The sequence below is a fragment of the Streptomyces sp. NPDC031445 genome (assembly GCF_055581365.1).
Genome location: NZ_JBVIJO010000014.1, coordinates 237,247 through 259,534 on the forward strand (window position 1 = coordinate 237,247; position 22,288 = coordinate 259,534).

20 protein-coding genes and 2 pseudogenes are annotated in these 22,288 nt (G+C 70.1%); 12 read left to right on the top strand and 10 right to left on the bottom strand.

The features are described 5' to 3' along the window. Positions 1-212: 212 nt before the first annotated feature. Positions 213-1,430 (bottom strand): cytochrome P450, encoded by a 1,218-nt coding sequence (locus tag ACZ5DC_RS32140; protein ID WP_468658516.1) that lies wholly within the window; start codon positions 1,428-1,430, stop codon positions 213-215. A gap of 1,523 nt (positions 1,431-2,953) precedes the next feature. Then, positions 2,954-3,790: a LysR family transcriptional regulator gene (locus tag ACZ5DC_RS32145; protein WP_468658686.1), complete on the bottom strand. Its 837-nt coding sequence runs from the start codon at positions 3,788-3,790 to the stop codon at positions 2,954-2,956. A gap of 96 nt (positions 3,791-3,886) precedes the next feature. Between ACZ5DC_RS32145 and ACZ5DC_RS32150 the strand changes: the two genes are divergently transcribed. From ACZ5DC_RS32150 to ACZ5DC_RS32165, 4 genes are all read left to right on the top strand, one after another. Next, positions 3,887-4,381, top strand: coding sequence for a cupin domain-containing protein (locus tag ACZ5DC_RS32150; RefSeq protein WP_468658518.1), 495 nt, complete (start codon positions 3,887-3,889; stop codon positions 4,379-4,381). Between the two features lie 173 nt (positions 4,382-4,554). After that, positions 4,555-4,914, top strand: coding sequence for a DoxX family protein (locus ACZ5DC_RS32155; RefSeq protein ID WP_468658520.1), 360 nt, complete (start codon positions 4,555-4,557; stop codon positions 4,912-4,914). Positions 4,915-5,170: 256 nt separating this feature from the next. Beyond that, a complete protein-coding gene (locus ACZ5DC_RS32160) occupies positions 5,171-6,772 on the top strand; it encodes an ISL3 family transposase (protein ID WP_468658522.1) in 1,602 nt (533 codons plus the stop codon). Positions 6,773-6,811: 39 nt separating this feature from the next. Then, positions 6,812-7,285, top strand: coding sequence for a hypothetical protein (locus ACZ5DC_RS32165; protein ID WP_148305720.1), 474 nt, complete (start codon positions 6,812-6,814; stop codon positions 7,283-7,285). A gap of 472 nt (positions 7,286-7,757) precedes the next feature. On the opposite strand, the gene ACZ5DC_RS32170 is transcribed toward ACZ5DC_RS32165, so the two are convergent. Further along, positions 7,758-8,363, bottom strand: a complete 606-nt coding sequence (locus ACZ5DC_RS32170) for a TetR/AcrR family transcriptional regulator (protein ID WP_468658525.1) — start codon at positions 8,361-8,363, stop codon at positions 7,758-7,760. Positions 8,364-8,432: 69 nt separating this feature from the next. Between ACZ5DC_RS32170 and ACZ5DC_RS32175 the strand changes: the two genes are divergently transcribed. Continuing rightward, on the top strand, positions 8,433-9,326 hold the full coding sequence (locus ACZ5DC_RS32175; protein WP_468658527.1) for an NADP-dependent oxidoreductase: 894 nt from the start codon (positions 8,433-8,435) through the stop codon (positions 9,324-9,326). Here ACZ5DC_RS32175 and ACZ5DC_RS32180 read toward each other — a convergent pair. Further along, on the bottom strand, positions 9,319-9,837 hold the full coding sequence (locus tag ACZ5DC_RS32180) for a hypothetical protein (protein WP_468658529.1): 519 nt from the start codon (positions 9,835-9,837) through the stop codon (positions 9,319-9,321). The two genes, ACZ5DC_RS32175 and ACZ5DC_RS32180, sit on opposite strands and share 8 nt — an antisense overlap. Positions 9,838-10,305: 468 nt before the next feature. Then, entirely contained in the window at positions 10,306-11,148 is an 843-nt protein-coding gene (locus tag ACZ5DC_RS32185) for a helix-turn-helix transcriptional regulator (RefSeq protein WP_468658531.1), read from the bottom strand. A 101-nt stretch (positions 11,149-11,249) separates the two neighbouring features. Here ACZ5DC_RS32185 and ACZ5DC_RS32190 point away from each other — a divergent pair, with 101 nt between their 5' ends. The 3 genes from ACZ5DC_RS32190 to ACZ5DC_RS32200 all read left to right on the top strand — a co-directional run bounded on the left by ACZ5DC_RS32190 (position 11,250) and on the right by ACZ5DC_RS32200 (position 13,248). Further along, positions 11,250-12,305, top strand: coding sequence for a zinc-dependent alcohol dehydrogenase family protein (locus ACZ5DC_RS32190; RefSeq protein WP_468658533.1), 1,056 nt, complete (start codon positions 11,250-11,252; stop codon positions 12,303-12,305). A gap of 328 nt (positions 12,306-12,633) precedes the next feature. Further along, on the top strand, positions 12,634-12,783 hold the full coding sequence (locus ACZ5DC_RS32195; RefSeq protein WP_468658535.1) for a hypothetical protein: 150 nt from the start codon (positions 12,634-12,636) through the stop codon (positions 12,781-12,783). A 153-nt stretch (positions 12,784-12,936) separates the two neighbouring features. Beyond that, positions 12,937-13,248 (top strand): CGNR zinc finger domain-containing protein, encoded by a 312-nt coding sequence (locus ACZ5DC_RS32200; RefSeq protein ID WP_468658537.1) that lies wholly within the window; start codon positions 12,937-12,939, stop codon positions 13,246-13,248. Between the two features lie 25 nt (positions 13,249-13,273). Here ACZ5DC_RS32200 and ACZ5DC_RS32205 read toward each other — a convergent pair whose 3' ends face one another. Continuing rightward, on the bottom strand, positions 13,274-14,452 hold the full coding sequence (locus ACZ5DC_RS32205) for a PP2C family protein-serine/threonine phosphatase (RefSeq protein WP_468658688.1): 1,179 nt from the start codon (positions 14,450-14,452) through the stop codon (positions 13,274-13,276). A gap of 426 nt (positions 14,453-14,878) precedes the next feature. On the opposite strand from ACZ5DC_RS32205, the pseudogene ACZ5DC_RS32210 reads away from it, so the two are divergent. After that, a pseudogene (locus ACZ5DC_RS32210) lies at positions 14,879-15,016 on the top strand (hypothetical protein); the annotation flags it as partial. A 166-nt stretch (positions 15,017-15,182) separates the two neighbouring features. Continuing rightward, the gene (locus ACZ5DC_RS32215; protein WP_468658539.1) at positions 15,183-15,740 is read left to right on the top strand and encodes a transposase; all 558 of its coding nucleotides are present in this window, start codon (positions 15,183-15,185) and stop codon (positions 15,738-15,740) included. On the opposite strand, the gene ACZ5DC_RS32220 is transcribed toward ACZ5DC_RS32215, so the two are convergent. Beyond that, positions 15,734-16,381, bottom strand: a complete 648-nt coding sequence (locus tag ACZ5DC_RS32220) for a hypothetical protein (RefSeq protein WP_468658541.1) — start codon at positions 16,379-16,381, stop codon at positions 15,734-15,736. The genes ACZ5DC_RS32215 and ACZ5DC_RS32220 overlap by 7 nt on opposite strands. A 149-nt stretch (positions 16,382-16,530) precedes the next feature. Between ACZ5DC_RS32220 and ACZ5DC_RS32225 the strand changes: the two are divergent. Continuing rightward, a pseudogene (locus ACZ5DC_RS32225) lies at positions 16,531-16,689 on the top strand (transposase); the annotation flags it as partial. Positions 16,690-17,067: 378 nt separating this feature from the next. Further along, the gene (locus ACZ5DC_RS32230; RefSeq protein ID WP_468658543.1) at positions 17,068-17,580 is read left to right on the top strand and encodes a DUF2231 domain-containing protein; all 513 of its coding nucleotides are present in this window, start codon (positions 17,068-17,070) and stop codon (positions 17,578-17,580) included. Between the two features lie 106 nt (positions 17,581-17,686). On the opposite strand, the gene tkt is transcribed toward ACZ5DC_RS32230, so the two are convergent. The 3 genes from tkt to ACZ5DC_RS32245 form a co-directional block, all read right to left on the bottom strand. Further along, positions 17,687-19,924 carry a transketolase gene (tkt, locus tag ACZ5DC_RS32235; RefSeq protein WP_468658545.1) on the bottom strand — a complete coding sequence of 746 codons (2,238 nt, stop codon included), beginning with the start codon at positions 19,922-19,924 and terminating at the stop codon, positions 17,687-17,689. Between the two features lie 1,104 nt (positions 19,925-21,028). Beyond that, the gene (locus ACZ5DC_RS32240) at positions 21,029-21,415 is read right to left on the bottom strand and encodes a TraR/DksA family transcriptional regulator (protein WP_468658547.1); all 387 of its coding nucleotides are present in this window, start codon (positions 21,413-21,415) and stop codon (positions 21,029-21,031) included. 657 nt (positions 21,416-22,072) lie between these two features. Then, the gene (locus tag ACZ5DC_RS32245; protein WP_468658549.1) at positions 22,073-22,288 is read right to left on the bottom strand and encodes a hypothetical protein; all 216 of its coding nucleotides are present in this window, start codon (positions 22,286-22,288) and stop codon (positions 22,073-22,075) included.

Sequence of the window (22,288 nt, forward strand, 5' to 3'; positions counted from 1 at the left end):
GTGCGCCGGGGCTGCTGGGCCGGTGGTCCGTGGGGGAGTCGCGGGGGTCTGTCGTGGGTGGTCGGCCGGCATGGGGCAGGTGTTCATGGGTTCTTTCTGGACGGGTGTGGGCTGTGCGTCGGTACGTGCCGGGCGCGCGGGCGGCGGAGCCGAGCGGTGGCGGCGAGGAGCAGGTAGGTGGCGGGGGCGCGCACTCGGCGGGTGGTTCCAGGTCACCAGGTGACGGGCAGTTCGTGCACGCCGTAGGCGATCATGTCGTGTTTGAAGCGGATGTCCTCGTCCGGGAGGGTGGTGCGCAGTCCGGGGAAGCGGCGCAACAGGGCCGGGTAGGCGAGTTGGAGTTCCTTGCGGGCCAGGTTCTGCCCCAGACACTGGTGGACGCCGTAGCCGAACGCGAGGTGTCCGCGTGCGTCCGGCCTGTCGATGTCGAACCGGTCGGGGTCGCGGAAGACGGTCGCGTCGCGGTTGCCGGAGGCGTTCGGCACGATCACGCCCTCGCCCGCGCGTATGAGCCGGCCTGCGATCTCGATGTCTTCCGTGGCGACCCGGGAGAGCCCGTTCTGGGTGATGGACAGGTAGCGCAGCAGTTCCTCGACGGCCGACGCCACCCGGGCGGGGTCGTCGCTGTCCCGGACGACGGCGAGCTGGTCGGGATTGCGCAGCAGTACCAGTGTTCCGAGGGCGAGCTGGTTGGTGGTGGTCTCGTGCCCCGCGACCAGCAGCGTTATCGCGGTTTCGACGAGGAGCGCGGGAGTGAGTTCGCCGGTGCGCAGGCGTGTGACGACCAAGGAGCTGAGCAGGTCGTCGTCCGGATCGGCGTCCTTGCGCCGGATCAGGTCGCCGAGGAACTCGGCGAGTTCGTCGCGGGCGGCGGTGAACTCCTGCACGGTGCTCTCCCGGGAGATCATCGTGCCGGCCGCGCGCTGGAAGAGGGCGTGGTCCTGCCGGGGGACGCCGAGCAGTTCGCTGATGACCAGGGAGGGCATGGGCAGCGCGAAGGCTTCGACCAGGTCGGTCGGCGGCCCGGCGGCCTGCATCCGGTCCAGCAGGTCGTCGATGATCTGCTCCAGCCGCGGAGTCATCGCGGCGATCTGTTTGACCGTGAAGCGCTTGATGAGCATGCGGCGTTGACGCGCGTGCTCCGGATCGTCCTGCATGCTCAGGGCCTGCACCTCCTGGCGGCCCTGGGCCGCGAAGCCCTCGGTCGGCGCGGGAAAGCCGGGTTTGCTCGGGTCGGCGCTGAAGCGCGGGTCGGCCAGCACGGCGCGCTGGTCCTCGTAACGGGTGACGAGCCAGGGTGTCTGTCCGTCCCAGATCCGTACCCGGACGAGCGGGTCCTGCGCGCGCAGGGCGGCGTAGTGAGGCGGTGGGTCGAAAGGGCAGCCGGGAGCGCGGTCCAGGGGAAAGTCGAAAGTCGTGGTCTGCGGCACCGGTGTTTCTCCTCGTGATCAGAGTGTGCTGGGCGGAAGCGGCCGACTGCGGTGGCCGACGCCGGTCCCGTGGGGACTCGCGGTGGACCGCAGCGGGCGGGCAGGCAGGATCGCCTCCGGCAGCCGAAGCCGACCGGGGCAGGCCCGCACGCGGAACAACAGGTTCGAAGGTTCGAAGGCTGAGAGACGCCCCTCACGGCACCGCACGACGTGCCAGTCCGGTCGTGTTCCTGAGGAGACCGATACCGCGCGGCGCGGTTGGCCCGGTACGGAAGGGAACGGCTTCCACGAGAGAACCGACGCCCAGGAGACAACCGACGGTCACGAGAGGACCGACGGCCACGCTCACGGCCCGGAACGAGGGGGACGGCACGCGCGGAAGCGGCCCCGCGCCAAGACGCGCGGTGCAGCGCGCTCACCACACTCGGTGAACACGCACCCGGAGAACGCCGCCTTCGAAGCGGCTACAGTCTGTCAACCTCGATGAACACACAGGCATGCTAGCACCGCCCCGCACGGCACCCGTCCGCATCCGGCCATGACGGCCCAGGTCAGCGCGGACCTCTCGACAGGCTGCCGCACCCGCCGCACCGTCGCTCCCCTCACGTCGACCGCGCATGCGCCTACGTCTCGTCGGCGGGACAGGCGGATGCACACCTGCGGCCCCGGCCAGTGGTGCGTGCAGGCGCTGGTGTCGGCCGCCGCCGGCACCGCGCTCGGCAGCACCATCGCCAGGGCAGCGCCACCTCAAGGGCACAGAGTCGTCTCATGTCCGGCCCAACGGGGGCGCCCCCGCCTGAGGCGTCGCTGCGCAACATGGCGGTCCCCAGGGAGATGGAGCAGCCTCGATCCGGGCCGGATTCCGCGGGGCCACTGCTCGCCGCCCGCGCGCGAGTCTGGCCGTACCTCGGCTCCGGCCCTCGCTGATGTACCCGTGCGTCGTCGTCGCGGACGCTGAGGCGCGGCGCGAGCAGGATGCGGCGGTGCGCAACTGGATCAGGGAAAGAGACCAACTCGACTGGTATGAGCTGCAGCTGCGTGACGAAGCCGAGCGGCAGCGGACAAGACCTGGATCGACAACCTCTCCGACGACGAGCTGGTGGAACTGCGGCAGGACGCGGCCGACGCAGGACGGAGCAGCCTTCGCGCCCAGCTCGCCGTGTACGCCCGGGCGACGACGGGCGAACCCGTACCCGTTGCCGAGCCGGTGCCCCATCCCCACGCGGTGCAGTTCGGCGGCCGTCGAGGTGACCGCCGCGGAGTGGTCGTCGTAGCTGGCGCCGAACAGCTCCCCGGTGACCGGGTCGTACTGCTCCTCACGCAGCGCCGAGACCCGTATGCCCTTCGGCGCCGGCAGCTTCTTCGCCTCGCCGCGGCCTCGTTTCGTCAGCACCCACACCTGCCGCTGGTCTTCCCGAACCAGTTCGACCCTCACCAATTGGTGGTGCAGATGTTCACCACTTGGGAAGGGGGCTGTGGCGTTCGGATTGTTCACGAGTTGTGGCAGCACCGGTTGGCGGTGCTCAGTGACGGTACGCGGTTGTCGCGGTCTCGATGAAGGAACGGATCAACGGGTTGGTGTCACCCTCGTTCCACACCGCCACCACTCGGCTCGGCGGCATGTCGATCAGCGGCACCACGGCCAGCTCCGCGGGCAGGTCGTGTCCGAGCGGGGCCAGGCCGACCGTGCCGTTCCACAGCACGGCCTGCAGGCATTCCTGGACGGCGCGCACCACTGGTCCCTGGCGCGGTCTGCCACCGTTCCAGTACGACTGCCAGACGGGGTCGGTGCCCTGCGGGAACTGGAACCAGCGGCGGTCGCTCAGTTCGGCCAGCCGCAGCCCGTCGCGGCGGGCCAGCGGATCGTCGGCACGCAGCACCGCGCCAACCGGATCGGTCCGCAGCGCACGCACCGTCAGGGCAGTCACGTCGAACGGCGCCCGAGTCAGCGCGACGTCGACCAGTCCGGCGCGCAACCCGCAGGTTGGATCGGTCAGATCGGTGTCGCGGATGCGGATGTCGATGCCGGGGTGGTCTCGGCGGTAGGCGGCGGCCAGCCTGGCCACTCCCGGGTCGGTGCCGTCGCCCAGGATGCCGATGGTGAGGGTCGCGACGCCGGCCGCCGCGCTCACGCGTACCCGGACGCGGTCGGCATGGTCGAGCAGGGCCCGCGCCTCATCGAGCAGCACCGTGCCCACCGGAGTGAGCGTGACGCCGGCAGGCGAGCGGGCGAAGAGCAAGGCCCCGACATCGGCCTCCAACTGCTTGATCGCCCGACTCAGCGGCGGCTGACTCATGTGCAGCCGGGTGGCGGCCCGGCCGAAGTGGAGTTCCTCGGCGACCGCCACGAAGTAGCGCAGGGTATGTAGCTCCACGCTGCGACGATACCCATGAGGTATCGGCGATGCGGAACAGGTCTTGGACAGCCCTGGGGACCCGGCGGTGAACTCGTGAGCATGACCGAAGAAGCGAAGACCAGCGAGCCGCAGACTCACCCCGCCGTATCGGTGATGGGTCCCGGCGATGGTGAGATGATCGTTCTGGGTACCACGCGCATGCGGGTTCTGGAGGACGGCAGCCACACTGGGCACCGCCTCGCGATCGCCGAGTCCGTCCTCGCCCCGCATACCCAGGGACCGCCCCAGCACCGCCATGCCCGACACGACGAGGGCTTCTACGTCCTGTCCGGCACCGTGCGGTTCACCGTGGGGGACGAGGAGCACGACGCCGCCCCGGGCACCCTCGTGATGGTTCCGCCCGGTACCCCGCACACCTTCGCCAACCTGACCGACCAACCCGCCGTCATGCTCAGCACATTCACCCCCGACCTGTACGTGCAGTATTTCCGGGACCTCCAGGAAGCACTCGCCGGCGGCCGGCCGCTGACGCCAGAGGCCAACATCGACGCGATGAGCCGCTACGCGACCGAGCCCGCCCCAGACCTCGCCTGAAACCGACGGCACAGCACGGCACGGCCACCCTCCTTTCAACCGGCAGGACGGTGGTGCTGCCACCTTTCGGTGTCCGGGTCCCTCGGATGACGAACCGGGCCTGACCAGTGGCCCTTCTGGTAATCGACGCAATCGACGGGTCTCCGTGAGCCGGTGGCCCATGAACGGGAATCATGGACATCGCCTATTGGATCGTCGCGGGACTGCTCGCCGTCTTCTACGTCTACGCCGGCACGCTGAAGGTGATCCGCAGCCGCGATCAACTCCGACCGATGATGACCTGGGTCGACCGCATACCCCTGCCTGCCCTCAGGGCGCTGGGGGCGGTCGAGATACTCGGCGCGACCGGCCTGGTCCTGCCGCCGCTGACCGGTATCGCTCCCTCGCTGGCGACGGCCGCGGCCATCGGCTTCGTACTCCTGCAGACCGGCGCGATCGGCGTCCACCTGACTGGCGGGGACCGCCGGATCACACTCAACGCCGGGCTCACCGTTACCGCGGCCGTGACCATCTGGCTGGCCACTCGGCTGTGATCGAGTCCAGTCCTCGACCGGTGGATGACTACAGGGCGGCCGACCGCCCCACGGCCACTGTCACATCTCATGAACATCGAACACGCAGCCGTCTACGTGCTGCTCGGCGAGGTATACATCTGCTGTCGCGACTCGGGTTCTGGCACGACTTCCGTGAAGCGCGCACGCTGAGTGACGGCCGCCGCTCCGAAAAGGCTTCGGGAAATTGCCTGAAAACGACCGGGGCCCATCTTGGTGTGGTCGACAGTGCGGCGTCGTGGAAGAGACATCGCCTCCCGTGGAGGGCCTGCTGTTACCGTCCATCGCGGACGTGTCGGTGCAGTCGCTGGATGTGAGCCACGAGGCGATACGCGTCAACGTCAGCAGTACGTCGGCCGGGGCGGCATGCCCGGACTGTGGAAGCGAGTCGACCCGGGTGCACAGCTCTTACCTGCGGTTTCCTGCGGACGTGCCGAGCGGGGGACGTCTGGTGGTCCTGCAACTGCGAGTTCGGCGGTTCTTCTGTCCGCAGTCTTCGTGCGCTCGGCAGACGTTCGCTGAGCAGTTGCCCGGGCTGACCCGGCGGTACAGCAGGTGGACGGAACGGTTGCGGTCGACTCTCGCCGCGGTGGGGCTCGCCCTCGCCGGCCGGGCCGGCGCCCGGATGGCACGGGCCTTCGGGGTGTCCATCAGCCGCAGCGCACTCTTACGGCTGCTCGGTGCCTTGCCCGAACCCGAAGTCCCGGCCCCGCGGGTAGTCGGCGTCGATGAGTACGCCACTCGCAAGGGACGGGTCTACGGCACGGTGCTCGTCGACGTCGAGACCCGTCGGCCGGTGGATCTGCTGCCTGACCGAGAGGCGTCCAGCCTGGCCGCATGGCTGGCGAAGCGACCCGGGATCGAGATCGTCTGCCGGGACCGCGCGCCGTTCTTCGCAGAAGGCGCCACAGCCGGGGCACCACAGGCGACGCAGGTCGCCGACCGCTGGCATTTGTGGCACAACCTCGGGGAGGCCGCCGAGCGGGCTGTCGCCCGCCACCGCCAGTGCCTTCGCGTCCTGGTCCCCGATCCTGAGCGGAAGGCCGACGAACCTGCGCCGCCCGAAGAGAAGACGGACTCTCCATGGCGGAGCGAGCGCTTCGCCAACCGCGTCCGAGCCAGGCACGCCACGGTCCACGCGCTGCTGGAAGCCGGCCACAGCCGCCGTTCCATCGGGCGCCAGCTGAACATGACCCACCGCACCGTCAAGACCCTCGCCGACGCTGGGAAGCCGGAAGACCTCTTCCGCGGCCAGTGGCAGCACAACAGGACCTCCGTCCTCGACGAGTACAAGCCCTATCTGGACGAACGATGGGACGAGGGCTGCACCAACGCCTGGAAGCTCTGGGAAGAGATCGTTCCCTTGGGCTATCGCGGCAGCTACGGCCGGGTCAGCGCCTACCTGCGAGAGAAGCGCACCTCGCCACGGCCGGTCACCGCGCAACCGCCGGCACCCCGCGTGGTGACGAAATGGATCCTCAGCCGACCCGAGACCCTGACCGAGATCGAACAACTCCGGCTCAAGACCGTCCTGGCCAACTGCCCCGAACTCGACGCCCTGACCGGTCACGTTCGATCCTTCGCCCAGATACTCACCGAGCGCCAGGGCGAACGACTCCCGCAGTGGCTCGACGCCGTCCGCCAGGACGACCTTCCCAGCCTCCACACTCTCGCGGCCGGCATCGACCGAGACCGCGACGCGGTCATCGCGGGCCTTACCCTGCCCTGGAGCTCCGGCGTCGTCGAAGGACACGTCAACCGGATCAAGATGCTCAAGCGCCAAATGTTCGGCCGCGCCGGCTTCGCCCTCCTCCGCAAGCGCGTCCTGCTGGCGGAGTAAAGCTTCCCCGGCCTGCCAACGGCAGAGATCATGGTCGGTATGAATAGCCGGTCCGAGCAGGACACAACTGACGACAGCGACGTTCCTCGGCCGAAGTGGACCGAGGAGATAGACCTTCAGACCGTTGACGCTGCTGGCCTGGTGCGTCACGTCACCATCTGCCTCAGTGATCCCTCCACCGCTCTCATCGCGCTCCTCGATGCTCACTCACGCATAGAGTTCAGCGGGACCGACTATCTCGACTGCCTTTCCCAGGCCCGGCGACAGCTCGAACGTGACGGCCGCCTCCTGTGCTGCCAGGGAGCCCGCCCCAACGTCCACCCTTCCGGACAGCTGCGACAGTTCACCAACGGCCGGCAGGCATACGTCCGCCACTCCGAACGGCAGGGCGAGGGCCCTGAGATAGTCGACATCTTCGCCCCGGCACCCCCCGGAGACGTCGTGAATCTCGACGACCAGCGAGCAGCACTAATCAGCTCCTGGAACGCCCGGCACCCGGGAAACCAGATCTGACCCCCTCACAGCCGCAGTCACTCTGCGTGAGACCATCACACAACTCGTGCCAGAGCCGCGACTCGTGAACAGAGCCGGTTGTCCCGCGTGAGCTTGTCGTGCTGGTCGTCCGGACGGGCCGGCTTCCCGACTGATCGGGCGTCGCCCTTTGGAAGATCTCCAGCGCTTGCAGCAACTCCCTCCACCGGGGCTGTGTCGAGTTCTTGGCCTGCCCTGCGGGAACGTCCGGCCCTTCGCGACGGGGCGCGGAGGGGTGACGGAGGGGTCGGCAGAGGGGGCCTATATGCGGTCCCGCAACGTTCAGTAGCCGGTGGCCAGCCGCTCGCGAAGAAGGGGCTGGCCGGCCGCATCCCGACCGCCGCAAGGCCATGCGACCACGGTCACCGGCCAGAACGGTCAAGGCCGGCTCGCCCACCGATCCGCTCTGTGGCTGGGGTTCGGCGAAACGGCGCGGGGCAGGGTCGAGTCCTGACTACGATCTGGCCGTGCCGGTGGAGCTTCCGGAGGGGCAGGTGACGGCCCAGGCCGCCTCGATCATCTGGAAGATCTCGTCCACCGCGGCCTGCGGATCGGCCGCCTCACGGGCCAGCGAATAGGCGTCGATCACGAACCTCGCGATCGCCCGGGATGCCGTTGCGGTCCCTGACAGGTCGGGATCGGCGGCGATGGCCGTTGCCAAGGACTCCGCGTGGCGCAGCCGCATCGACTCTTCGTACTCCCGCAGGGCGGGGGATGCGTCGATCATGCGCCAGACCGGGGCGGCGCTGTCCGCCGTGCAGTGTCGCACCAAGGCCTGGATCTCGCGGCGCAGCGCGGGGATCAGCGGCTCGTGCGGCGCCCGGTCGGTGACCGCCCGCGTGAGGCGCTGCTCGAAGTCTTCGTCCTGTTCGAAGACCAGCGCCTCTTTCGAGGCGAAGTGGGAGAAGACCGTGGTGACGGCCACGTCGGCCTCGGCGGCCACGTCACGGATGCCCACCGCGTCGTACCCATGCTCCAGGAAGAGCCGCAGGGCGGCATCAGCGATCTTCTGGCGGGTCGCGGCCTTCTTGCGCTCACGTCGTCCGGTCGGCACGGTCATGCCCTCACACTATCAGGTACAAATCCATAACAGGTGTAAAACACTAACGGTTAGTGTTACGGTCGCCGCATGAAGAAGGTGAGCTTCGCCGAGTTCGGCGGTCCGGACGTTCTGCAACTCATGGATGCCGAGGAGCCCCACGCGGGCCCCGGCCAGATACGCATCGCCGTACGGGCGGCAGGCGTCAACCCTGTCGACTGGAGGCTCCGTGAAGGCCAGGTCCTGGGGGCCCATCCGATCGAGTTGCCCTCCGGAGTCGGGCTCGACGCCTCCGGCGTGGTGGACGAGGTCGGTGAAGGCGTCGAAGGGGTCGAGGTCGGCGACCGCGTGTTCGGCGAAGGCGCGAGCACGTATGCCGAGTTCGCCGTGCTGTCGGCCTGGGCCCGTGTGCCCGAGGGCCTGACGTTCGAAGAGGCGGCCGGCTACCCCTCCGTGGTGGAGACCGCGCTGCGCGTCATCCGCGAGGTCGGTGTGCGGTCCGGGCAGACGCTGCTGGTCAGCGGCGCTTCCGGGGGAGTCGGATCGGCGGTGCTGCAGATCGCCCGCGACCGCGGCATCACGGCGATCGGGACCGCTGGGGCAGCGAACCAGGACTACCTACGCAGCCTGGGCGCCCTCGCCACGACATACGGCGAGGGCTGGGTCGAGCGGGTACGGCAGCTCGGCCATGTCGACACAGCCCTCGACCTGGCCGGCTCGGGCGTGATCCGCGAGCTCGTCGAACTGACCGGGGACCCGCAGAAGGTGGTCTCCATCGCCGATCTCAGCGCGCCCGAGTTCGGTGTCCGATTCTCCGGCGTACCCGGGAGCGTGCCGGAGGCGCTCGCCGAAGCCGTCGACCTCATCTCGCGGGGAAAGCTCCACATCCCGGTCGAGAAGTCGTACACGCTCGCCGAGGCCGCGGCGGCGCACATCGACAGCCAGGCCGGTCACACACGCGGGCGCCGGGTCCTGGTCATCTGAGAACCAGCTGCGCGTCGTCCTCAAGCACAATCAATCTGGGGGAGAGCTCTCCCCCGCCGGCGCCGGATTCCGTCCACAGGGCGGCAACCCCAGCATCAGGTTCGACGCCGCAGCGATCAGCGGGGCGGCCCGTACGTTGAGGAGCCGACATGCCCGACACCAAGCCGTTCGCCGGCGGCCTCCAGCTGGCGCAGGGTGCCGGTGGCGTCCTCGTGGTCCTCGGTGCGTCCTCGTGGTCCTCGGTGAGGAACTGCTGCGCGAAGTCGATGACGGCGCGGGCGATGCCCTCGGCCGTGTCCGGCCCGGCTTCCAGGGCGAAGGTGCCCGCGCACGGCTCACCTGCGGACGGGCCGGGCAGCGCGGTGACCGGGACGACGATCCGCGCCGCGGCGTCGACGAGCAGCTCGGGCATCCGCGGTTCGGCGCCGGCGAACTCGCGGGCGGCACCGGTGTCGTCGGCCTGGACGGCCCGGAGGCAGCTGAAGGCGCTGATGGCCTCGTGCGGGGTCATCGGGGCATGAGCCAGGCCCTCGATGCGCACCCCGCACCGGCCGGTGAACACCCGGTGCGCCTGTCCATCGTGTAGTGGGCACCGGGACTGTGGCGGCCCTGCGGCCCACCGCCGCCGGACGGGCTCCCCCTCGACGGGGAGCAACCGCGCGCGGTGAAGAAGGGCCGGCACTCCCCACTCGCCGCGCTGGCCAAGCAACCGCTCGCCTGACCCTGGCCGCTGCCGTCGCCGCCGCCTCAGTGGCCTGCACACTGTGTGGTCTTCGACCTGGTCCACGCGGATGCGGATCTGACCGGCTGGCCGTACGAGCGGCGGCGTGCCGCCCTGGAGTCGCCGGTGATGCGGGCGAAGCGAACGAGCGGGGTCCCCTCGGGAGATCACGCACAGTTCGTGCTCTCCGTAGCGGCTCCCGCGGGCGACCCGCCCGGCAGCCGGCGGCGGCTCTGCCCGATCGGGCGTTCGGGCCGGTCAGCGGCGGGACACGGCGTTCCAGCTGGCCAGGATCGGCAGGACGCGGGAGGTGGGGGAGTCGGGCTCGGTGGTGTAGACGACAAGGCGCTGGTCCGGTTCGTGAGGCGCGCAGACGATCTCGATGTCGAAGGACATCGGACCGGCGGTGGGGTGCTGGATACGTTTGCTCACTGACGCGTAGTCGCGGACGGTGTGATCGTCCCACCATCGGGCGACGTCACGGTCGGTGGTGCGCAGCTCGTCCATGAGCGCGGTGAGGCGGTGGTCGTGCGGGCGGCGGGCGGTTTCGCGGCGCATGGTGGCGACGGTGGCTGAGGCGAAGTCGCACCAGTTGACGATCCGCTCGCGGGCAGTGGGGTCCTGGAACATGTAACGGACGAAGGATGTGCCTGGCTCCAGTGGGCTGCCCAGGACCTCCGTCAGCAGGGCGTTGCGGGCCAGAACCTCGCCGCGATGGCCGAGCAGCAGCACCGGGACGTGGTGGAGGGTGTCCATCAGGCGCAGCAGCCCCGGATCGGGGCGCTGGGCCGTGCGCGGGGTCGCTGGCCGGTGCGGTGTGGTGGGCGCGGCCAGGTCGTGGAGGTGGGTGCGTTCGACCTCGTCCAGCCGCAGGGCCCGGGCCAGCGCGTCGAGTACGGCGGCAGAGATGTTGGCCTGGCGTCCCTGTTCGAGGCGGCTGTAGTAGTCCGGGCTCACGCCTGCCGCTACGGCCAGCTCGTCCCGGCGCAGTCCCGGCACCCGTCGGGCTCCGGGGAAGGGCTCGATGCCGGCCTGGGACGGGGTGAGGCGGTCTCGGCGGGAACGCAGAAACGCTCCGAGCGCGGCGCGGTCGCGTGGCATTTCTCCAGCGTAGGCGCCCCCGGGCACCCCTGGCTGGTCCTGCCGTAACCAGGTTCATCCTGACCTGGCCCGCTCTTCGCGGCCCTCGTAGAAAGGGACCCATGACTTCCCTTCACACCAACGACAGCGCAGTCCCCACGCAGCTGATGAACCGCTGGATACTGCCCGCAGACGCGACCGACGCCGCCGGCCTCGTCCTGGACGAGACCCCTGTGCCCGTACCGGGCCCCGGCGAGGTCCGCGTTCGCGTCCGGGCGATCTCGATGAACTACCGCGACCAACTGATCCTCAAAGGCCCCTTCGGCCGACTGCCGGCACAGGACCTCGTCCCGCTGTCGGATGTCGCAGGGGAGATTGACGCCGTCGGTCCGCGGGTCAGGGGCTGGAGCGTGGGCGACCGCGTCACCAATCTGCACGTACTCGACTGGAGCGACGGCCGTCCGCCGGCCGCCATGGGTCTGGGACTGGGCGCCCTGCACGAGGACGGAGTGCTCGCCGAGTACGTCGTCCTTCCGGCCCGGCGCATCATGCGTGCCCCCGCCAACCTCGACCACGCCGAGGCAGCCACCCTGCCGGTGGCAGCCCTGACCGCCTGGAACGCCCTGTACGGAGACCACCCGATCACCTCGGACAGCACCGTTCTGATCATCGGCAGCGGTGGCGTCGCGCTCTCCGCCCTGCAGTTCGCTCGGGCCGCCGGCGCCCGGGTCTACGCGGCCGTGCGCAACGACGCAGCGGGTGAGGCCCTCGTCCGCCTCGGTGCTGCGGGCTACGTCAACAGCACGACCGAACACGACTGGGGCAAGGCGATCCTCGCGCTGTCCGGAGGCGTGGACAAGGTAGTCGACAGCGTCGGCGTGTCCATCCTGGCCCAGGCCCTGGCCGCCCTCGCACCGGGCGGTGAGGTCGCCACCCTCGGCCTGTTCGACGCGACCGGGGGGCCGCTGGACGGGTACGCCCTGCTCGGCAAACAGGCTCGCATCCGCGGCGTCGCGGTCGGCAGCGAGGCCATGCACCGCGATCTTGTGCGTCACGTCGAGACCCATGACATCCACCCGGTGATCGACCGCCGGATCGGCTTCCTCGACGCCCCGGCCGCGTACACGGCTCAGACCGCCGGCGGATTGTTCGGCAAGGTCGTCATCGAACTCGGCTGACCCTGTCGACACCGGCACGGCACAAGTCGACATCGGCACGGCACAACCGGAGCCGGGCACCCGAGGATGGTGCTTGCTCCCCGCCGAAGCGAGTCTCGCCGACCGGGCAGCCGGATCTGCCCTGCATCGCGCGCGGCCTCACCATCCCGCATGCCGCACGGCGCCCAGTCCCCCGCATGCCGCGCGGCCGACTCCCCTGCTTCTTCCAAGCTGGGGGCGCGTCAAGGACCACCCAGCGGGTCCTGTCCGCCACCGCACCACAGACGCGCCGAGGACGCGTCAACCGCACCGACCGCACCGACCGCACCGACGAGGAGGTGAGGACACCATGACCGAGCAGCGTCGCTGCGACATCGGCTGGACCGACGGGAACAACCCGCACCTCGTCATCGCCCGGCCCGGCGACCAGCACGTCATGACCCTGGAGGAGGCCCAGCGGGGCATCGACGAGGCGAGAAGGGAGCAGGAGGGACCATGAACACCCGGGCGAACTGAAGGCTCCTCCCCGCCGGGCCGGGAAGCCACGCACCGCCGACCAGCGCCGGGCCGCGGCCACCGAGCAGCCCCTGGTCCCGCTCCCCGGCGCCGGCACGGCCCTGGCGCAGTCGGTCGACGGCGTCGCCCCGAAGCCGTGCACCGCCTGCTGCGCGATTACCCGCCGGAGATGCATCTGTCCGACCATGACGGCCTCGACGGCCGGCACATCCACTTCAGCCGCAACGGCACCCCGGCCGAGCGCTGGGTCGGCCAGCTGATCGCCGCCATGCTGGCCCTGGTCGTGGCCGGGGATCCGGCGGTGACGCTGGGGCGGTGCGCCGCGGCCGGGTGCGGAAACTACTTCGTGGACCAGTCACGGAACCGGACGCGCCGGTTCTGCTCAAACGCGTGCGCGAGCCGGACGACGGTCGCGGCTTATCGGGCCCGGACGGCAAAGAACTCCTAGCACGCCGTCCACGGCAGCGCCCTGGTCACCGCTCCTGCTTCATGCGGCCGGCCGAAGCCTGCCGGGTGTCCGCGCCGGAGCCGGCCTGCCGCACGGTCTGCTGGGTGCCATGCCAGTCCAGGCACATCACGGTCGCGTCATCCACGAGCCGGCCCCCGGCGGCGTCCCGGACCGCGGACGTCAGCGTCAGCGCCGCCTCCCGCGGGTGCAGATCACGGGTGCGCTCCAGCAAGGCCAGCAGGTCGACTTTCTCTCCATGACGTTCGAGCATGCCATCGGTCACCATGACCAGGCGGTCGCCCTGGCGCAGGTCGATGTCCTGAACCCGGTAGGGGTGCGGCACGGACACGGACAGCCCGAAGGGATGGTCCACCTCGCAGCTGATCACCTCCGCAGCCCCCTCACGCATGCGCAGTGGCCAGGGGTGTCCGGCATTCACGAGCTGGGCCCGACCCGTGTGAAGGTTGATCCGCAGCAGTTGCCCGGTGGCATGGCCGTGGCCGTGGCCAGCCAGGGCCTGGTCGGCCCGGTGGGCCTGCTCGGCCAGGCCGGCTCCTGCCCGACGGGCGCCCCGCAGGGCGCTGACCAGCACCGTGGCGGCCAGGGCGGAATCGATGTCGTGGCCCATGGGGTCGGTCACCGACACGTGCAGAGTGTCGCGGTCCAGCGCGTAGTCGAAGGTGTCACCGCTGAGGTCTTCGGAGGGTTCCAAGTGCCCGCACAAAGTGAACTGCGCAGCCTCGCACGACAGTGACGGGGGCAGCAGCTGGTACTGGATCTCAGCGGCCAGCGTGGGGGGCCTGGAGCGTTTGCCCCAGGTGTAGAGGTCGGTGAAGCGTCCGTTGGCGATCACCACGTAGGCCAGGATGTGGGCGGCCTCTTCCACCTCGTCGAGGACCTCGTCACCGGGATCGGCGGGCAGGAGCAGCTCCAGCACTCCGATGGCATCCCCTCGGTTGCTGACGGGCACGATCACCCGCTGTCCCTGGCCGGTTGCCTCCTGATACAGCCGCTGGGTGCGGATCACCTGCTCGTAGACGCTGCCGAACATGGGAATCCGCTCCGTTTCCCGCCCGCCCTCCACACCGTCGGCAGTAGCCAGCCGCGCCACCGCCTTCCCCGTCAGGTCCACGATGAGGAACGACACCTCCGTGGCCCCGAAACGCCGCCGCAGGTTCTCAGCGACCACCGCGACGGCATCCACCGGCGCCGCCCTCTCCGCCGCAGTCAACAGCTGGGAAAGGCCACTCTGCCTACCGCTCACGACCACGGCCCCTTCCACCAGCCCCTTCTCCAGCTTGGGAACCCGGGCAGCAGGCGTCAATCCGTGCGTGATCACGGTCGGCGGTCAAGCTGTACGTACACGGAGACGAATCGGCCCCGGCTCCCCCCTGAGGGCACCGCCGTCTGGTCGCGCAACTCGACGGGGCGCTGACGTATTCGGCCCCACTTCCACAACCGCGGGCCCCGGGCCTTTCGACGGGCCGATGTCTCATGAGACACGGCAAAGTCTGGAGAAGGACGGTTACCGGGCGGCCGTCTTGGTCGACGCGGGCAGGGTGGTGTCGCGCTCCAGGCGTGGCACCGAGATGAGCGTGGCGTCGTCCTGATCACCGGCGGAACCAGCGGGATGGGCTTGGCCACCGCGCGTCTGCTCCTGGAAGCCGGCGCCGATATCGTCATCACCGGCCGCGACGATGCCCGCCTCGACCACGCGGCCGAACAACTGGACAAGGTGTCCGACCAGGGTGCCCGGTTGTTCACGGTCCGGGCCGACTCCGCCAGCCTCACCGATCTCGACCGCCTGGCCGCCCTGATCCGCTCCCGCCGAGACCGGCGTACCGCTGGCGCGCCGGTCGTGCCCGGAGTTGGCTGCCGAGCCGGCCGCTCGCGGAATCACCGAGACCGTCTCTGCGTCTATCATCCGCCGCCGGTTGCGCGAGGATGCACTCAAGCCCTGGCGGTACCGGGCCTGGATCTTCATCCGCGACGCGGACTTCCGGGCCAAGGCCCAGCGTGTACTGGACCTGTATGCCCGCACGTTCGAGGGTGTCCGGCTGGGCCCTGATGAGTACGTCGTGTCCGACGACGAGAGAACCTCCGTCCAAGCCCGCTTCTATGACACCGCCGCTCTGATCGAGATCCTTCAACAGCTCAAGGTGTTCTACCGCGGGGAGCCGTTGGTGGCGGTCTGGGACGGACTGTCCGCCCACTGGAGCCGGACCATGCAGGTTTGGGTCGCCGAACAGCACTGGCTGACCCTTGGACGATTACCGGCTTACGCGCCTGAGTTCAACTCGGTGAGCTGCCGTGGTCGTCGCTCAAGAAACGCGAGCTCGCCAACCCCGCCGATGACCACCTCGCAGACGTCGCCGACGCCACCGAGCAAGGCATTCGCCGCATCAACCAGAACGATCAACTCCCCTGGTCCTTCCTCACCCACCGGACTCACCATCCACCCAACCCCACACAACTCACGAAAAGATCAGTAGGGCTTCGTGGCGTCCACCCAGGGAGCCAGGGCCTTGCGGAACGCCGGAAGGCCGGCGGATATCCACTCGGTCTTCGACTGGGGCTGGCCGTCAAGGAAGAACTCCTGGGCCGGACATGTATACCGGTCGCCGCCTTTCACCTTCGTGCTGCCGAGCTTGCGGCCGGACCTGGCTTCGTACAGCGTGACGGTGTACTGGCCCTGCCGGACGTAGCGGACGTAGTGGTCGGCCTGGTGCATGAAGCGGCAGGTCGTCACGAGCTTGCCCTTGTGCTCGTTGGCGACGCAGGCGATGAGCTGGACCGTCGCTGGATCGGGGTGGTACGTGTCGACCGGCGGGGCCGACGCCGTCTCGCCCGGCGACGGGAGCGGCGCCTGCGTGGCCGGAACACCCGACGGGTCGTCGGTGCCGAGCTGCACGGGATGCGGCCCCTTGCCCCGGTAGGCCGGCTGGCCCGTGAGCAGCGTCTCGGGGCCGTGCGGGTAGCAGTACGCCGCGAGTTCGTTGGAGGTCGTCGCGGTGGGGCGGGGGTCGGCCGAGGTCGCGGTGGCCAGGTTCGTCGGGGACGGAGCGGCCCTCTCCCCCTCGTCACCGCCGCCCCCGCTGCACGCCGACGCCAGCAGCACGGCACCACCGATCACGACCCACACGATGCCCCGAGCCCTTGTCACTGCTTCCGCCCCCCTGCGTCTTCGTACGCGCACGCCCGTCGCGTCGCCGGTCCTCGATCCTCTCGGATCTGCGCCTCGCGATCAACGGCATGTCCCGCCCTTCGCTGTGAACGGCGCGGTTGGTCCCGGACCGGGCGCGGCTGGGGTCGCTCTCACCTCGTGGTGGTGCGCGTGGGGGCCGGTGGAGTGATCACCGCCGGGTGGTCAGCGGGGTGCTGTACCGGGTCCGTACGGGGGTGCAGTGGCGGGATCCGCTGGAACGGTTCGGGCCGGAGAAGGGCACGACGCTGGGGGCTCTGACCGGGACGCGGGTGAGGATGTTCGAGAAGAACCCCTTTTGAGGAATCGCGCCAGGCGGTGTCTTCTTCGCACCCCTGCTCGACGCATTCCGGCTCAGCCCTCGCGTCGCCGGAGTCGCCGTGTACGACGGTGTGGTCACGCTCACCGGACGGCTGGAACGGCGCAGCGACTCCACTCCGCTTCGACGACGGGCACGCGCGGCCTGCCGGACCAGCAGACAGCGGTGTGGCCGACGGCTGGCCGGCCCGACCGTGAGGGACCGGGCGCACGCGACCCATCGGCTTGATCGATTGAGAGGCAACTGAGAGCTTGCTGTGCCAGGCTGACGGGCCCCTCACCCTCTCGGGAGCGCGTGAATGAACCTGATCAACGGTCTGCCCAGCCATGTCCTGCTGGTCCATGTGGTTGTCGTGCTGATACCCCTGACCGCTCTGGCATTGGTCGCGGCCGCGCTGTGGCCGCGCGCCCGGCGGCGGCTGGGTCCTCTGCTGCCGCTGCTCGCCCTCGTCGCCCTGGTCAGCGTGCCGCTGACCACGCACGCCGGCGAGTGGCTGGAACGCCACGTGGACGACGACGCCCTGGTACGCCGGCACGCCGAGCTGGGCGACGGCCTGCTGCCCTGGGCGTTGGGCATGTTCGTGCTGGCGGCGGTCGTGTGGTGGACGGGCCGGCGCGCTCCGGCGGAGCCGCAACAGGGCGGCGGCACGCGCTGGTCCGCACTGCCCGTACAGATCGTCGTGGGCGTGCTCTCGCTGGCTGTTGCGGCCGGGGCGGTGGTGGACGTCTACCGGATCGGCGACTCCGGGGCGAAAGCAGCCTGGCACGACGCCTACTCGAAGACGGCGAAGGGGTCAGAGGGCGGGTCCTGAACCGGTATCGACCGGCCGCGCGCCGAGGGCGTCGAGCCAGGCAGGCCGGGCCAGGCAGGCCGGGCCGGGCGGCCAGGCCGGGCGGCCAGGCCGAGGGACCGGCGGGTCAGCGATCGCCTGTGGAGGCGTGCGGGACGCCGGCGCTGTCCGGGCCGGCGGGGGCCGGCGACGGTGCCTCGGCGGCGGCAAGGCTTTCCCGGGCCGCGGCGACGACCGCGTCCGCGGTCAGCCCGAACTGCTCGTACAGCACGGTGTAGGCCGCGCTGGCGCCGTAGTGGTCAAGGCCGACGATGCGGCCGGCGTCGCCGACGAACTCCCGCCAGCCCATGGGCACGCCGGCCTCGACGCTCACCCGGGCGCGCACCGCAGGCGGCAGCACCTGCTCGCGGTAGGCCCGGTCCTGGGCCGCGAACCACTCCCAGCACGGCAGTGACACGACCCTCGTCGGAATGCCGTCGGCCTCCAGCGTCTCCCGGGCGGCGACGGCGATCTGCACCTCGCTTCCGGTGCCCATCAGAATGACCTCAGGACTGCCGCTGGAGGCTTCGGCCAGCACGTAGCCGCCCCGGGCGACGCCCTCGGCCGACGCGAACCGCGTGCGGTCGAAGACGGGCAGGTTCTGCCGGGACAAGGCGAGTCCGGCCGGGCGGTCGTTGTGCTCGAGGATGGTGCGCCAGGCCACGGCGGTCTCGTTGGCGTCGGCCGGGCGGACGAAGTCCAGGCCGGGGATGGCCCGCAGCGCCGCGTAGTGCTCGATGGGCTGGTGGGTGGGGCCGTCCTCGCCCAGCCCGATGGAGTCGTGCGTCCACACGTAGGTGACCGGGAGCCGCATGAGCGCGGCCAGCCGCACCGCACCGCGCATGTAGTCGGAGAAGGTGAGGAACGTGCCGCCGTACACGCGGGTCCCGCCGTGCAGCGCGATGCCGTTCATGATCGCGCCCATGGCGTGCTCGCGGACGCCGAAGTGCAGCGTGCGCCCGTACGGGCCGCCCGACCACATCTTGGTCTGCCGGCTCTCGGGCAGGAACGAAGCCTCCCCCTTGACTGCGGTGTTGTTGCTCTCCGCCAGGTCGGCCGAACCACCCCACAACTCCGGAAGGACCGGGTACAGGGCGGCGAGGACCTCGCCGGAAGCCTTCCGGGTCGCCACGCCCTTCGGATCGGCGTCCCAGACCGGCAGGTCGTCCGCCCAACCCTGCGGCAGCCGACGGGTGGACAGCCGCTCAAGCAGCGCGGCACCGTCGGGGTTGCCGGCCCGCCACGCGTCGAAGCGCTGCTGCCACGTCGCGTGCGCCTGCGCGCCGCGCTCGGCGACCCGGCGTGCGTGCTCGAGCACCTCCGGGTCGACATCGAAAGTCTTGTCGGGGTCGAAGCCGAGGATCTCCTTGGTCGCCCGCACCTCGTCCTCGCCCAGCGCGGATCCGTGGGCCGCGCCGGTGTTCTGCTTGTTCGGCGCGGGCCAGCCGATGATCGTGTGCAGCACGATCAGCGACGGGCGGCCGGTCTCGGCCCGGGCAGCGGCCAGCGCGCGGTCGACCGCGGCCAGGTCCTCGCCGTCGTCGACGTGCTGCACGTGCCAGCCGTAAGCCTCGTACCGCTTGCCGACGTCCTCGGTGAACGCGATGTCGGTGTCGTCCTCGATCGAGATCCGGTTGGCGTCGTAGACCAGGACCAGATTGCCCAGCTCCTGAGTGCCGGCCAGCGATGACGCCTCGCCGCTGACACCTTCCTCCAGGTCGCCGTCGGAGGCGAACACCCACACCGTGTGGTCGAAGACGCTCTCGCCCTCGGGGGCGTCGGGGTCCAGCAGACCGCGCTCGCGGCGGGCGGCCATCGCCATGCCGACGGCGTTGCCGACGCCCTGGCCGAGCGGGCCGGTCGTCGTCTCCACCCCCGGTGTGTGGTTGACCTCGGGATGGCCCGGGGTCGCAGAGCCCCAGGTGCGCAGCGCCTGAAGGTCGGCCAGGTCCAGGCCGTAGCCGGAGAGGAAGAGCTGGATGTACAAGGTGAGGCTCGAGTGCCCCATCGACAGCACGAAGCGGTCACGGCCGGCCCAGTTCGGATCGCCCGGGTCGTGGCGCAGCCACTTCTGGAACAGCAGGTAGGCGGTGGGGGCCATGCTCATCGCCGTGCCGGGGTGGCCGTTGCCGGTCTTCTGCACGGCATCCATCGCCAGCACGCGCACGGTGTCGATCGCGCGGCGGTCGAGATCGCCCATTCCCTCGGGGAGGGCGGGGTGCGGCTGGAAGGGGTTGCCGGTGGGTGCGTCGCTCGCGGCCTCGGCGGGAGCCCCGGGGCGGGTGCTCTTCGCCTCGGTGGCGGGGTCTGCCTCATTGGCGGTCATCGGTGGCGGTACTCCCTTGGGGGTGGGACGGTAGATGCTTTTCACCGCGCGGCCGGTATCGGGCACCGCAGCGGGCGGGTCCGGCGACGGTGGGTGCGTCAGGCGAGTGGGGTGTCGTCCAGTGCCTTCGCGAGGTCGCCGGGGGTGTCATGGAGGGCGATGGCGCCGGCTTGGAGGACTGCACATCGGCGCTGGTGGTCCAGTCGTCGACGATGTCACCGGCGTCCAGAATGTCCGAAAAGACCTCCACGTGACGCCGCTGAGCAGAGCTGGCCGGCACCAGCCGGTGACCGCGCTCGCCATCTCCTCCAGCAGCTCGTCGACCTCCCTGAGTGTCCCGTCGATGTCGAGGACGGCGATGGCGGATGCGGTCACGCCCATCGGCTACCCGCCGGCCCGGTACCCACACGGAGACCACGGAACGAACAAGGCGATCGTCGGTACGGTCACGGCTCCCCGGCACTGTCGCTCAGCAGGTGTGACCATCTCACAGGACGGTGGTGTCATCTTCCACGTGGCCGTCGCACGCTTCGGTGACCGTGCTGACCAGGGAGGAGTACGGCACGGGCGCGACGGTGCCGACCGGGCCGCCGGTGGGTGATGCTGCGGCGGAGGTGGAGGCGCGGCTGACCCGGTTCGAGTGCGTGAGGTCGACCGGTGACACCGCGCTCGGGCCGGCCGGCGGTTTCGCGGAGGATGACGCGCACCGGCCGCGCCGTGATCGAGCGTCTCGCCTCGAGCCCCCGGTGTGACCGTTTCGGGCGTTCGACGGCCCGCGCGGCTTCGGTTCGTACTGGCGTGCCAACGACATGAGCGGCGGCTGGCAGGTCCGCCGCGACCGCGTGGAGAAGCTCCTCGGCCCGACTAGGGGACGCGCTGGAGGAACTGCGGGAGCTGGAGTACGAGGCCCGGTTCCGCAACGGGCCGACGGGCAGCTTCAAGAACCTGATCTTCGACGCCGACGGCGAGAAGCCCGAGACGGTGCCGCGGGACGCGGTAGGCGGGGCCCGGTCAGCCGCATCGGGCGTGCATCCCGCCTCGCGGCCGAACACACGGCCGGCACGCGGGTCGCGCAGGCTGCTCGCGCCCTCGACCATGCACGCTTCAACGAGCCGCAGACGCGCAGCGCACGCAGGTTTTCGCCGCCGGGCGAACTTCGAGGCGCCCCGTCGGGATCGGCTCACCACACCGCTCGCAGCGCCCGTAGTCGCCCCTCTCCAATCGCTCCAGGGCGTGATCAAGATCGTCCAGATGCTCGCGCGCCCGGGACAGCAGGGCAGCGACGTGCGCCCGCTCGAAGGCCGTGCTCGCCCCCTCCGGGTCGTGCTCGTCGTCAATGGCCACCAGGGCGTTCGCCTCGACGATCCCTTCGAACTCGCGACTCAGGGCGGATATCTGCTGCAGTGTGCCGACGCGGTCGGCCGCCAGCACCGCACGTATCGAATCGGATGGAAATACAGGAAAGTCGTCACTACTGGATGGATCGGTCATAAGTGAGGAAACTCTTTCGCCTCGGGCCCGATTCCCGCCTGCCGCAGCTGTGACGGGGGCGGCCACGCTCGTAGCGGTACCTCTACCGATCGTCGTCCATGGCGGTGCGAGCCCGGCCTGACGATTCTTACTGCCGAGCCGCGAACGCCAGGGCCCGTGGGCATGGCACTCTCCCCCGGCCGCCCGCCGGCAGGGCCCACGGTCGGCGACTGGGGCCCGGGCCGCCGCCGCGGCCACCCGTCCCGTCGACGCACCGGCCGCTTCTCCCACTGGACGGCGCAGCGCATTGCTGGCCGTCTGCCCCAGATAGGAGCCAGGCATCGGTCCCTTCTCGTTCTGCCGGGACGTGTCCTGTAGCAGGCGGGCAAGGAGCCGCTCGACCGGCTTGCATGCGCGCGGCGATCAGCGGCCACGGCTTGACGGACGCCAGCGAGTTCGCCTCGCGCTCGTACCCGGGCATGGCCTCCATGACCCGGCGAACGCAGCGAGTGAACCGGTCCGGCGCCTGTCACTTCCTGGCCGCGCCGGGTTCCCTGCTGATGGATTCCTGTAGGCATCCGCGTAGGTGGGAGCGTCCCTTTTCCGGTCGTCGCAGAACCCGGCGGCTCCGGTGCCGATGAGTTCCAGGACTCCCGTTGAGGGTGGAGGGTGAAGCGGTCAGGTACGGCGGCGGGCTCGGGTTACACCGATGCCGGCTGCGACGACGAGCAGTGCGGGCAGCGGTGCCAACCATGCTTGCCTGGCCGACGAACCAGTCACGGTCATCACGATGCCGATCAGCAGGTAGACGGCGAGGAACGCTGCGATAAAGCTGCCCCACGGATGACCGCGAGTACCGTCCTCTATGTTCTCGATTCTGCGGCCGATCCCCAT